This is a genomic window from Gryllotalpicola protaetiae (genome assembly GCF_003627055.1).
GTDB lineage: Bacteria > Actinomycetota > Actinomycetes > Actinomycetales > Microbacteriaceae > Gryllotalpicola > Gryllotalpicola protaetiae.
Window position 1 is genome coordinate 3374598 of the sequence record NZ_CP032624.1, and the last position, 12655, is coordinate 3387252.

A 12655-nucleotide genomic window follows, 5' to 3' on the forward strand; every position below is an offset into this window, starting at 1 on the left:
GTTAACGCGGAAGAGCGGGGCCACAATGGACCCCGCTCCCCAGCGTATAGGCAGTGCCGCTTAGCGAGCTGCGTAGTACTCGACCACCAGCTGGGTCTCGCACTGGATCGGCACCTCGGCGCGCTTCGGGGCGCGGACCAGACGGGCCTGCAGCTTGTCGATCTCGACCTCGAGGTAGCCCGGGGTCTTCGGCAGCACATCGAGGTGGCCGCCGGCGGCCGCGACCTGGAAGGGCTCGGTGCCCTCGGACTTGGCCTTGACGTGGATGAGCTGACCCGGCTTCACCTTGAACGACGGGCGGTCGACGATCTTGCCGTCGACGAGGATGTGGCGGTGGGTCACGAACTGGCGGGCCTGCGAGGTGGTGCGGGCGAAGCCGGCGCGGAGCACCAGCGCGTCGAGACGCGTCTCGAGGGCCTCGACCAGGTTGTCACCGGTCATGCCGGCGCGGCGGTGGGCGTCGTTGAACGCGATGCGGAGCTGCTTCTCACCGAGGCCGTACTGGGCGCGGAGGCGCTGCTTCTCGCGAAGACGGACGGCATAGTCGCTGTCGGCCTTGCGCTTGGTGCGGCCATGCTCACCGGGGGCGTAGGGGCGCTTCTCGAGGTAGCGCGCAGCCTTGGGAGTGAGCGGGATGCCGAGTGCACGGGAGAGGCGGGTCTTGCTACGTGACTGTGAGGACACGTGTTTCCTTTCGATTCTGTGATCTCCTGACCGGAGCGCGTGCGTTCGAAGCGCACGTGAACCGCCCTAACGGAGAGCGGTCATCGTCTAATGGGATTCGTTGCAGCGCATTAGGCGCCTCAGGCAACCTGACTAGATTACCAGACGTGCCCGAACCGTTGCGCCGCGTCGCCGTGCTCGTGCTCGAGGGCGCGAAACCGCTCGACGTCGGCATTCCGGCGCAGGTGTTCACGACGCGTGCCAGCATGCCGTACGAGGTGCGAGTCTGCGGCCCGGCGCCCGGTCTCGTCGCGGGTGGCGACGGTCTGTCGTACCACGTCGCCCACGGGCTCGAGGCGCTCGAGTGGGCCGATCTGGTGTTCGTGCCCGGGTACCGCTTCCCCGATCGCGAAGACCCGCCGACTGCGGCCGTCGAGGCGCTGCAGCGCGCGCACGACCGCGGCGCGAAGCTGGCCGCGATCTCGACAGGCGCCTTCGCTCTCGCGGCCACCGGCCTGCTCGACGGGAAGCGCGCGACGACGCACTGGCACTACACGCGGGCGCTGGCGGCGAGGCATCCGCTCGTCACCGTCGATGAGAACGTGCTGTTCGTGGACGAGGGAACCGTGCTGACCTCGGCCGGCGCGGCATCGGGCATCGACCTGTGCCTCCATATCCTGCGTGGCGAGCAGGGCGTGGCCGTCTCGAATCACGCCGCGCGTCGCCTTGTCGCGGCGCCGTACCGCAGCGGCGGCCAAGCGCAGTACGTGCCGCGCAGCGTGCCCGAGCCGCTGGGCGAGCGGTTCGCGGCGACGCGCGAGTGGGCGCTGCGGCGGCTCGGCGACCCGCTGACCCTCGAGGCGCTCGCGCGGCATGCCGCGGTGTCGCCGCGGACCTTCTCGCGCCGTTTCGTCGAGGACACCGGCTACACGCCGATGCAGTGGGTGATGCGGGCCAGAGTCGACGTGGCCCGCGAGCTGCTCGAGCGGTCGGAGCAGAGCGTCGAGCAGATCGCGGCGGGCGTCGGGCTCGGCACGGCGGCGAATCTCCGACTGCACTTCCAGCGCATTCTGGGCACGACGCCGAGCGAGTACCGGCGCACGTTCTCGAAGGGCGAGTAGGCGGCGTCCGACGCATACGGATGCTTGGCGCGATCCTTGCGGACCATGGCGCCCGCGCCTATGCCACGGCTGCGCAGTCGGAGTGATCGTGGATTCCGGAAAGGAAACCACCCATGACCCGCATCGCCATCAACGGCTTCGGACGCATCGGCCGCAACGTGCTGCGCGCGCTGCTCGCGCGTGACAGCGAACTCGAGGTCGTCGCCGTCAACGACCTCACCGAGCCGGCGGCGCTCGCCCGCCTGCTCGCTTTCGACTCCACTGCAGGCCGGCTCGGCCGTCCCGTCAGCGTGGACGGCGACGTGCTCGTCGTCGACGGCCGCCGCATCCGCGTCACCGCCGAACGTGAGCCGGCAAAGCTGCCGTGGGCCGAGCTCGGTGTCGACATCGTGCTCGAGTCGACGGGCCGCTTCACCTCGGCTGCGGCTGCGCGCGCCCATCTCGAGGCCGGTGCGAAGCGCGTTCTCGTCAGTGCCCCGTCCGACGGCGCCGACGTGACGCTCGCCTACGGCGTCAACACCGACGCCTACGACCCTGCGACCCACGCCATCGTGTCGAACGCGTCCTGCACGACGAATGCGCTCGCGCCGCTGGCGGCCGTGCTCGACGAGCTCGCCGGCATCGAGCACGGCTTCATGACGACGGTGCACGCGTACACGCAGGAGCAGAACCTGCAGGATGGCCCGCACCGCGACGCCCGTCGCGCCCGCGCCGCCGGCGTCAACATCGTGCCGACGACCACCGGCGCCGCCAAGGCCATCGGACTCGTGCTTCCGCAGCTCGACGGCAGGCTGTCGGGCGACTCGATCCGCGTGCCCGTTCCCGTCGGCTCGATCGTCGAGCTCAACACCGTGGTCGCCCGCGACGTGACGCGCGACCAGGTGCTCGCCGCCTACCGGGCGGCGGCAGACGGGAAGCTCGCCGGCATCCTCGAGTACTCGGAGGACGCGCTGGTGTCGTCCGACATCGTCGGCGTCGCAGCATCCTCGGTCTTCGACTCTGCGCTCACCCGCGTCGACGGTCGCAACGTCAAGGTCGTCGCCTGGTATGACAACGAGTGGGGATTCTCCAACCGCGTCGTCGACACGCTGGAGCTGCTCGCGCGCGACTGAGCGACTCAGCGCCGTCGGATGATGCGCTTCAGCTTCTCCCACCGGGAGGCGATGTCGCGCTCGTTGCCGTGATCGGTCGGCCGGTAGTACTCGACGTTCTTCAGCGTGTCGGGCAGGTACTGCTGCGTGACCACCCCCAGCTCGTCGTCGTGCGGGTAGACATACCCCTTGCCGTGCCCGAGCTTCTTCGCGCCCGCATAATGCGCGTCACGGAGGTGCTTGGGCACGCGGCCGGCCTTGCCCGCCCGCACGTCGGCGATGGCGGCGTCGAGCGCCATGTAGCTGGCGTTCGACTTCGGCGCGGTGGCCAGGTGCACCGTGGCCTGCGCGAGCGGGATGCGCCCCTCGGGCATCCCGATGTACTGCACGGCATCCGCCGCGGCGACCGCCACGCCGAGCGCCGTCGGGTCTGCCATGCCGATGTCCTCTGACGCCGAGACGATGAGGCGGCGGGCGATGAACCGCGGGTCCTCCCCCGCCTCGATCATGCGCGCCAGGTAGTGCAGCGCGGCATCCGCGTCGGACCCCCTGATCGACTTGATGAACGCGCTGATGACGTCGTAGTGCTCGTCGCCCTGGCGGTCGTAGCGCAGCAGGGCGCGGTCGACCGCCCGAGACACCTGCTCGGCTGTGATGACGGTCTGCTGTTCGGAGTCGGCCGTGATGGACGCCGCCTCGAGCGCCGTCAGCGCGCGCCGCGCGTCGCCCGATGACAGCTGGACGATCGCAGCCCTGGCCTCCTGCTCGAGCTCGAAACGGCCGGCGAGCCCGCGCGGGTCGGCGACGGCCCTGTCGACGAGCGTGCCGAGATCGTCGGCGGTCAGCGTCTCGAGGGTGAGCAGCAGCGAGCGCGACAGCAGCGGCGAGATGACGGAGAAAGACGGATTCTCGGTGGTGGCGGCGACCAGGATGACCCAGCCGTTCTCGACGCCGGGGAGCAGCGCGTCCTGCTGGGCCTTCGTGAACCGGTGGATCTCGTCGAGGAAGAGGACCGTCGAGATGCCGTAGAGGTCGCGGTTCGACATCGCCTCGTCCATCACCTGGCGCACGTCGCGCACGCCGGCCGTCACGGCAGAGAGCTCGACGAATCGCCGGCCGGACGAATGCGCGATGACCTGTGCCAGCGTGGTCTTGCCCGTGCCGGGCGGCCCCCAGAGGATGACGGAGACCGAGCCGCGCTCGCCCGTCTTGTCGTTGGCGAGCGCGACGAGCGGCGAGCCGGGCGTGAGCAGGTGGTGCTGACCGGCGACCTCGTCGAGGCTCTTCGGCCGCATGCGCACCGCGAGCGGGGTGGCGCCGCTGCGCAGACCCACCCGTGTGTCAGACATAGAACAAGCTTACGAGTGTCCGTCGATTTCGACGTACATATCCACACCCGATAAAGTGCGCGGGTGGCACCCTCGAAGAACGACCGCGACGCCCGCATCGCCCGCGAGCGACTGCGTGCGTACCAGGCCAGGCAGACCGTTCACGAGACGGGCCGGAAGCGCCGCCGCCGCGACAACCTGATCGCCGGCATCGCGATCGTCATCGTGGCTGCTGCGGCGATCGGCGCGCAGCTCGCCTATTTCGGAGTGGGTCCCGGAAAGCCGGAGGCCAAGCCCGCATCGACCGCCACGGCGACGCCTACGCCCACCCCGACTGCCACCAACGCCAACCAGGGCGACGTCCCTGACAAGTCGATCGCCGACGGCCGCGACTGGACGGGGACGCTGACGCTCAACAGCGACATCCCGTTGGGGGTCACGCTCGACGGCAAGGCGGCGCCGCAGGGCGCGTCGGCCGTGATCAGCCTGATTCAGAACGGCTTCTACGCCGGCACGGTGTGTCACCGCCTGACCACGGGCGACGACTTCAAAGTGCTGCAGTGCGGCGGCGCGAAGACCGTGGCAGACGGTCCGACGGGCGGCCCCGGCTTCAGCTTCGGGCCGATCGAGAACGCGCCGAGCGACAACGTCTACAAGAAGGGCGTCATCGCGCTCGCTCGCCAGAGCGGCAATGCGTACAGCAACGGCAGCCAGTTCTTCATCGTCTACGGCGACACGACGATCCCGGCGGACTCCGCGGGCGGATACACGGTCGTGGGCCAGGTCACGAGCGGCCTCGACAAGCTGATCAGCGACATCGCCGACAAGGGCCAGGACAACAGCAACGGGCAGGGCGACGGCGTTCCGACCGTGCCGACGACCATCACCGGGTTCACGATCAAGTAGGCCGCGACACCCCGGGGTGGGGTGCAATAGGCTGGCGGGCGAGTGTCAGCATCGGCCTTCCCCTGGGCCGATCCGTGAGCAAGGTGGAGCATCTTGTCCGATTCCCAACAGCAGCCCTGGGGCCGTGTGGCCGAGGACGGCACCGTCTACGTGCGCGAAGGCGACGGTGAGCGCGCCGTCGGCGAGTTCCCCGGTGCAACCGCAGAAGAGGCTCTGGCGTATTACGAGCGGAAGTTCGCCGACCTCGCCGGCCAGGTGTCGATCCTCGAGCAGCGTGCGCGGCGTGGCGCCCCAGCCGCGGACGTCGCGAAGTCGGTGGCGACGCTGAAGTCGAGCATCGTCGGCGCGAGCGCCGTCGGCGATCTGGCCTCGCTCGAGGCGCGGCTCGACAAGCTGGGCGGCGCGGTCGAAGAGCTCACCGAGCAGCAGAGCGCAGAGGCCAAGGCGGCCCTCGCGGACGCCCTCGCCGTGCGCGAGCAGATCGTCGTCGAGGTCGAGGCCCTGGCCGCAGAGGACCCGGCGAAGACCCAGTGGAAGCGCACCAGCGCACAGCTCGACGAGCTGTTCGGGCGCTGGCAGCAGCACCAGAAGGACGGACCCCGTCTTCCCAAGAACGAGGCCAACGAGCTGTGGAAGCGCTTCAGGGGCGCGCGTTCGGTGATCGAGCGCAACCGCAAGGCGTTCTTCGCAGAGCTCGACTCGCAGCACCGCGATGCGCGCACCATCAAGGCGACGCTGATCGAGCGCGCAGAGGCGCTCGTGCCGCGCGGAATCGACGGCATCCCGCAGTACCGGGAGCTGCTCGACGAGTGGAAGCGCGCGGGCCGCGCAGGCAAGCGCGACGACGACGCGCTGTGGGCCCGCTTCAAGGCAGCCGGCGACCAGATCTACGCGGCCAAGGCAGAGGCCGACACGATCGAGAACGAGGAGTACTCCGCGAACCTCGACGCCAAGCTCGCGCTGCTCGCCGAGGCCGAGCCGCTCGCCGGCGAGAGCGACCGCGACGTCGCGAAGGCGAAGCTGCTCGACATCCAGCGCCGATGGGACGAGATCGGCCGCGTGCCGCGCGAGCAGGTGCGCCCGATCGAAGACCGCCTGCGCCGCGTCGAGGCCGCCGTGCGCAAGCTCGACGAGGAGCACTGGCGCGCGAACAATCCAGAGAAGCAGGCGCGCAGCGCCGGCCTCGCGGCCCAGCTCACCGAAGCGATCGAGCGGCTCGAGTCGGAGCTCGCCGACGCGCAGGCCTCAGGCGACACGAAGGCGATCGCCGACGCGCAGGAGGCCATCGACGCTCGCAAGGCGTGGCTGAACGCGCTTCGATAGGCAGTTCTCCACAGAAGGGCCCGGGTTCGCCCGGGCCTTTTCTGCACCTGGGAGGCTTGCCGCTATGCGCTACTCCCCCGTGCTCACGCGCCTCGACTTCCCTGTCGCCGAGCTGTCCGCACTGCGGCTCGACGGCGAGGCGTTCGCGCTCGACGAGGCCGTGATCGCCGTCGACGAGCCCGAGCTCGCGGTGAATCGCGCAGCCGCGCTCGCGGGCCTGTTCAGCGCGCGCATGGTGGCCGAGCTCGACACTGCGCTCTGGGTGTATGGATGCCTGGACCGGCCACCCCTCGTCCACACCGGCTCGATCCGCCGTGACGCTCGAGGTCGTCTGCTGTCGACGACGCGCATCACTCTGCGCGAGACGACCGTGCCCGACGAGGACCTCGTCTCGCTCGCCGGCATCCGCCTCACCTCGCGCGGCCGTACCGCGGTCGATGTCGCGCTGCTCGACGCTGTGTCGGCCGAGCGCGAGGCGGCCGCGCGCGGGCTGCTGCGCTCCCCTGCGGTGGTGGCCGAGTCCATCACGATCGCGCTCGGCCTCGGCCACACTCCGGGCAAGCTCCGCGCCCTCGAACGCCTTAGGGAGTGGGGTGCGTGACGTCCGCGCATGGCTCGGCCACAGCGACGCGGCGGCGTGTATGGCGCCTCGCGCAACGACTCACGCCGCGCGAGGAGCGGCGGGACTAGCCAGCAGAGACCCGATAGACGTCGTAGACGGCGTCGATGCGGCGCACGGCGTTCAGCACGCGGTCGAGGTGGGTTGTGTCGCCCATCTCGAACACATATCGCGAGAGCGCGAGCCGGTCCTGCGAAGTCGAGACCGTCGCCGACAGGATGTTGACGTGGTGCTCCGACAGCACCCGCGTGATGTCGGACAGCAGCCCGGAGCGGTCAAGCGCCTCGACCTGGATCTGCACCAGGAAGACACCCTTGTTCTCTTCGGCCCACTCGACGTCGATCATGCGCTCGGGCTGATCCATCAGGCTCTTGACGTTCTGGCAGCTGGCCTGGTGCACCGAGACGCCCGCGCCTCGGGTGATGAAGCCGACGATCTCGTCGCCGGGCACCGGCGTGCAGCATTTCGCGAGCTTGACGAGGATGTCGGGCGCACCGCGCACGAGCACTCCGGAGTCGCTCGAGCTGCGCGGCCGCCGGCCGCGGACGATCGGTGCGGCCTCGGCGACCGTGCTCTCGGTCTCGGTCTGCAGGCCGCTGACGAGCTTCTCGAGCACCGACTGGGTCGACACATGGCCCTCGCCGACCGCCGCATACAGCGCCTCGACACCCTCGAGGTGCAGGGTCTGGGCGACGTCGGCCAAAGAATCCGCGCTCATCAGCCTGGTGAGCGGCAGGTTCTGCTTGCGCATGGCGCGCGCGATCGCGTCTTTGCCCTGCTCGATCGCCTCATCGCGGCGCTCTTTCGTGAACCACTGCTTGATCTTGCTGCGCGCGCGCGGGCTCTGGACGAAGTTCAGCCAGTCCTGACTGGGGCCGGCGTCCGGGTTCTTCGAGGTGAACACCTCGACGACGTCGCCCGTCGACAGGCCGGAGTCGAGCGGCACGAGCCGCCCGTTGACCTTCGCGCCCATGGTGCGGTGGCCCACCTCGGTGTGCACCGCGTACGCGAAGTCGACCGGCGTCGCACCCTGCGGCAGACCGATGACCTTGCCCTTCGGGGTGAAGACGTAGACCTCTTTCGCACCGATCTCGTAGCGCAGCGAGTCGAGGAACTCGCTCGGGTCCTCGGTCTCGGCCTGCCAGTCGGTGATGTGCGCGAGCCAGGTCAGGTCGGCATCCGCGTTGGTCTTGTCGTCTTTGCCGCCCGCCGCGCGCTCTTTGTACTTGAAGTGCGCCGCGACGCCGTACTCGGCGCGCTGGTGCATCTCCTCCGTGCGGATCTGGATCTCGACGGCGCGGCCGCCCGGGCCGATCACGGTCGTGTGCAGCGACTGGTACAGGTTGTACTTCGGCGTCGCGATGTAGTCCTTGAAGCGGCCCGGCATCGGGGTCCACCTGGCGTGGATCTGGCCGAGCACCGCGTAGCAGTCCCGCACCGTGTTGACGAGCACGCGGATGCCGACGAGGTCGTAGATCTCGTCGAACTCGCGCCCGCGCACGACCATCTTCTGGTAGATCGAGTAGTACTGCTTCGGCCGCCCGACGACCTTGCCGCGGATGCGCGCGCCGCGCAGGTCCTCGTCGATCGCGTCGATCACCTGCTGAACGACCCGCTCGCGCTCGGGCGAGCGCTGCTTCACGAGGTTCTCGATCTCGACGTAGAGCTTCGGCTGCAGCACCGCGAAGCTCAGGTCTTCGAGCTCGGACTTGATGGTCTGGATTCCGAGGCGGTGCGCGAGCGGCGCGTAGATCTCGAGGGTCTCCTTCGCCTTCCGCTCGGCGTTGGCGGTCGGCATGAAGCCCCAGGTGCGAGCGTTGTGCAGACGGTCGGCGAGCTTGATCACCAGCACGCGGATGTCCTTCGACATCGCGATGATCATCTTCCGCACCGTCTCGGCCTGGGCGCTGTCGCCGTACTTGACCTTGTCGAGCTTCGTGACGCCGTCGACCAGCATCGCGATCTCGGTGCCGAAATCCGCGGTGAGCTGATCGAGGCCGTAGTCGGTGTCCTCGACGGTGTCGTGCAGCAGCGCCGCCGCGACGGTCTTCGAGCCGATGCCGAGATCGGCGAGGATCTGGGCGACGGCAAGCGGATGCGTGATGTACGGCTCCCCGCTGCGGCGGGTCTGCCCGGCGTGCGCCTTCTCCGCCGTGGCATACGCCCGCTCGATCAGCGCGATGTCTGCGCGCGGGTGGTGCTGGCGCACGGTGCGCAGCAGCGTGTCGAGCGCGCCGTTCTGCACCGAACGGGAGAACAGGCGAGGCACGAGACGGCGCAGTGAGGCGGTCTGGTTGCTCGTCGTGGTATCGACCATCAGCACCGCCTCCTTTAGGCCATTATCGCGTGACTGCCACGTTCTCCGCGCCGACGGGGGCCTTTGCACGGGCAGCGAGCACGCGCTTGTCATGTTTCGCGATCGCCGGCTCGCCCTGCCGCAGCCACGCGTACAACGGTGCGGCCACGAAGACGGTCGAGTAGGTGCCGATCAGGATGCCGGTGAAGAGCGCGAGCGAGATGTCTTCGAGGGTGGTCGCGTTCAGCACGAAACCGCCGATGAAGAGGATGCCGGCGACTGGCAGCGCCGCGATGACCGCGGTGTTGATCGAGCGCACGAGCGTCTGGTTGACCGCGAGGTTCACCGACTCGCCGAAGGTGCGGGCGAGCTTCTCGACGTCCTCCGTCGTGTTCTCGCGAACCTTGTCGAAGACGACGACGGTGTCGTAGAGCGAATAGCCGAGGATCGTGAGGAAGCCGATCACCGTGGCCGGGGTGATCTCGAACCCGGTGAGGGCGTATACGCCGGCCGTGAAGATCAGGTCGTGGAACAGCGTGATGATCGCCGACAGCGACATCTTCCAGGTGCGGAAGTACAGCGCCATGCCGATGAACGCGAGGGCGAGGAAGACGCCGAGGCCCTCGAGGGCCTTCCGCGACACGTCCTGGCCCCAGGCCGGCCCGATGAACGACGAGGTGATCTCGTCGGCGCTGACGTCGTACGCCGCGGCGAGGTTGTTCGTCACCTGCTTGGTCTGGCCGGTGGTCAGCTGGTCGGTGGTGACGCGGATGCCGGTGCGGTTGACGACCGACACCTGGACAACGGCGCCCGACTTGACCTCGTGCACCGCCTGTGTCGCGACCGACTGGTCGGTGGTGTGCACGTTGGAGATCTGGAACTGCGACCCGCCGCGGAAGTCGATGCCCCAGTTGAACCCGCGCACGACGGGGATGAGGATGCAGAGGATCATGAGCACGGCCGAGATGCCGAGCCACAGATTCTTGCGCTGGACGAACTTGACCGAACGGGCGCCCGTGAAGAGGTCGTTGCCGAACCGCTGGAATGGGGAGGGCATCAGTCGTCCTTTCCGTTACGACGGGTGCCGGCGGCCGCGAGCTCCGCGGCCTTCCGCTCGGCGATGGTCTGGCGCTTGGCGGCTTCACGGCTGCTCGAGGCGAGCTTGCCCGCGCCGACCGCCGTGGAGGGCCGGAACTGGCCGGCGCCACGGTAGACGGCGCCGAGCGCCGTCGGGTCGAGGCCGGAGAGCTTGTGCCCTGAGGCGAAGAACTCGGTGCGCGCGAACAGCTGCATGATCGGGTGCGTGAAGAGCACCACGATGATCACGTCGAGGATCGTCGTGAGGCCGAGCGTGAAGGCGAAGCCCTGCACGTCGCCGACGGCGAAGATGTAGAGCACGACGGCCGCGAGCAGGTTCGTGGTCTTCGCGGCGTACACCGTGCGGCGGGCGCGCTTCCAGCCCGCCTCGACGGCGGATTCGAGACCCCTGCCCTCGCGCAGCTCGTCGCGTATTCGCTCGAAGTACACGATGAACGAGTCGGCGGTGAAGCCGATCGCGACGATGAGGCCGGCGACGCCGGCGAGCGAGAGCCGGTAGCCCATCTGCCACGACAGCAGCGAGATCGTCAGGTAGCTGAGCGCCGCCGCGATCACGAGCGACGCGATCGTCACGAAGCCGAGCGTGCGGTACTGGAACAGCGTGTAGATGAAGACCAGCAGCAGGCCGATCGCGCCGGCGATCACGCCCGAGAGCAGCTGGGCGGAGCCGAGCGTCGCCGAGATCGTGTTGGAGCTCTGCACCTTGAAGCTCACCGGCAGCGCGCCGAACTTGAGCTGGTTGGCGAGCGTCTGAGCGCTCGCCTGGGTGAAGCTGCCCGTGATCTGCGAGGTGTTGCCGGTGATGATGCCCTGCATCTGCGGCGCCTCGAGCACCCGGCCGTCGAGCACGAACGCGAACTGCGAGCGAGGGTCGTTGGTGCCGGCCGACTGCGCGGCGACGTAGTAGCCGTTGAGGCGCTGACTGACCTTGTCGAACGCCTTCGCGCCCGTCGAGTTGAACGTCAGGTTGACGCCCCACTGGCCGGTGGTGACGCCCTGCTGGCTCGAGATCATGCCCGCCGTGGCGTTCGTGATGTCGCTGCCCTGCACCTCGACCGGGCCGAGCAGGTACTTGGTCTGGCCCGCGTCATCGCAGGTGACGAGCGGCTCGCCCGCGGGGGCGACGTTGGTCGTGGCGTCCTTCAGGGTCGCGCAGTCGAACGCGTCGTACTTGGCCTGCAGGTACGGCGTGACCCAGCTGGGGTCGCTCGCATCGGTCGGCTTCGCCGTCGGCGTGTTCGCGAGGGTCGGCGCGGGTGTCGGGTACGGCGTCTGCTTGCCGTCCTGCCCGGTGAAGGAGGTCGTCGCGGGGCTCTCGGCCAGCAGCACCGGCCGCAGCTCCATCTTCGACGAGGCCTCGATGCGCTGCTTCGTGGCGTCGTCGAGGCGGCCGGGCACGTCGACGACGATGTTCGTGTTGCCCTGAGTCGAGACGGTGGCCTCCGAGACACCCGAGGCGTTGACGCGCTGGCGGATGATCGAGACCGCCTGGTCGAGCTCGTCGCTCGTGATCTGCTGGTTGCCCGCGAGCGCCGGGGTCAGGATGACCTCGGTGCCGCCCTGCAAGTCGAGGCCGAGCTTGGGGGCGACGGTCGCGCTGCCCCAGAGCACGCCGCTGGTGAGCGCGGCGGCGAGGGCGACGACGAGCACGCCCAGCCAGATCAGGGAGCGGGACGCGTGCCGAACAGGTGACGTCTTGGCCACGGGCGGGACTCAGCTTTCTGCCGCAGGCGGTAGGGACCACCGTGCGGCTGGGAGTTGGAGCGGGACTTACTCGTCGTTCTTGCTCGGCTGGATGCGCTCGCCGAACTCGGGCTTCTGGTCGGCGGTCTTCGCCGCCTGGGCCTGAGCCTCGGCGTTCGCCTGCTCGACGGCGCTCGCGGTGGTCGCGTCGGTCGAGTTCGCGTCGTCGTCGACGGATGCCTGAGCGGGCGTCTCGATGCGGGAGATCGCCTGGCGGTGAACGGTGAGGAACTGCCCGGGCGCGGTCTCGAGGACGACCTTGTTGTTCTCGAGGTCGACGGACTCGATGGTTCCGAAGATGCCGGAGTTCGTCATGATCTCGACGCCCTTGACGAGCTGTGACGACTTCTCGGCCTCATCGCGCTGACGCTTGCGATTGTTGCGCCACGTCCAGAAGAAGAAGAACCCGACGATGACGACCATCAAGACGATGAGGGTGGGGTTACTGCCCATGAAGGGGAAGTCCT

Annotated in this window: 11 protein-coding genes; 5 read left to right on the top strand and 6 right to left on the bottom strand. The window is 68.9% G+C overall.

All coding sequences use genetic code 11. From position 1 onward, the window contains the following. Nucleotides 1-60: 60 nt before the first annotated feature. Entirely contained in the window at nt 61-684 is a 624-nt protein-coding gene (gene rpsD / locus D7I44_RS16430; protein ID WP_120790480.1) for a 30S ribosomal protein S4, read from the bottom strand. A 146-nt stretch (nt 685-830) separates the two neighbouring features. On the opposite strand from rpsD, the gene D7I44_RS16435 reads away from it, so the two are divergent. Together D7I44_RS16435 and gap are read left to right on the top strand one after the other, a co-directional pair. Then, nucleotides 831-1784: a GlxA family transcriptional regulator gene (locus D7I44_RS16435; RefSeq protein WP_120790481.1), complete on the top strand. Its 954-nt coding sequence runs from the start codon at nt 831-833 to the stop codon at nt 1782-1784. 113 nt (nt 1785-1897) lie between these two features. After that, on the top strand, nt 1898-2896 hold the full coding sequence (gap, locus tag D7I44_RS16440; protein ID WP_120790482.1) for a type I glyceraldehyde-3-phosphate dehydrogenase: 999 nt from the start codon (nt 1898-1900) through the stop codon (nt 2894-2896). Nucleotides 2897-2901: 5 nt separating this feature from the next. On the opposite strand, the gene D7I44_RS16445 is transcribed toward gap, so the two are convergent. After that, nucleotides 2902-4224, bottom strand: coding sequence for a replication-associated recombination protein A (locus D7I44_RS16445; RefSeq protein WP_120790483.1), 1323 nt, complete (start codon nt 4222-4224; stop codon nt 2902-2904). A gap of 63 nt (nt 4225-4287) precedes the next feature. Between D7I44_RS16445 and D7I44_RS16450 the strand changes: the two genes are divergently transcribed. The 3 genes from D7I44_RS16450 (at nt 4288) to D7I44_RS16460 (ending at nt 7033) form a co-directional block, all read left to right on the top strand. Further along, nucleotides 4288-5109, top strand: coding sequence for a peptidylprolyl isomerase (locus D7I44_RS16450; protein WP_120790484.1), 822 nt, complete (start codon nt 4288-4290; stop codon nt 5107-5109). A 93-nt stretch (nt 5110-5202) separates the two neighbouring features. Continuing rightward, complete coding sequence (locus tag D7I44_RS16455; protein WP_120790485.1) at nt 5203-6432, top strand: DUF349 domain-containing protein; 1230 nt, start codon at nt 5203-5205, stop codon at nt 6430-6432. A 64-nt stretch (nt 6433-6496) separates the two neighbouring features. Then, complete coding sequence (locus D7I44_RS16460) at nt 6497-7033, top strand: hypothetical protein (RefSeq protein ID WP_120790486.1); 537 nt, start codon at nt 6497-6499, stop codon at nt 7031-7033. 85 nt (nt 7034-7118) lie between these two features. Here the strand turns inward: D7I44_RS16460 and D7I44_RS16465 are convergent, their stop codons facing one another. The 4 genes from D7I44_RS16465 to yajC all read right to left on the bottom strand — a co-directional run bounded on the left by D7I44_RS16465 (nt 7119) and on the right by yajC (nt 12641). Next, nucleotides 7119-9368 (bottom strand): RelA/SpoT family protein, encoded by a 2250-nt coding sequence (locus D7I44_RS16465; RefSeq protein ID WP_120790487.1) that lies wholly within the window; start codon nt 9366-9368, stop codon nt 7119-7121. Nucleotides 9369-9390: 22 nt separating this feature from the next. Continuing rightward, nucleotides 9391-10404 (bottom strand): protein translocase subunit SecF, encoded by a 1014-nt coding sequence (gene secF, locus D7I44_RS16470; RefSeq protein ID WP_120790488.1) that lies wholly within the window; start codon nt 10402-10404, stop codon nt 9391-9393. Further along, nucleotides 10404-12149 carry a protein translocase subunit SecD gene (gene secD, locus D7I44_RS16475; RefSeq protein WP_120790489.1) on the bottom strand — a complete coding sequence of 582 codons (1746 nt, stop codon included), beginning with the start codon at nt 12147-12149 and terminating at the stop codon, nt 10404-10406. Before secD ends, secF begins: the two co-directional genes overlap by 1 nt. 66 nt (nt 12150-12215) lie before the next feature. Continuing rightward, nucleotides 12216-12641 (bottom strand): preprotein translocase subunit YajC, encoded by a 426-nt coding sequence (yajC, locus tag D7I44_RS16480; RefSeq protein WP_120790490.1) that lies wholly within the window; start codon nt 12639-12641, stop codon nt 12216-12218. Nucleotides 12642-12655 lie beyond the last annotated feature (14 nt).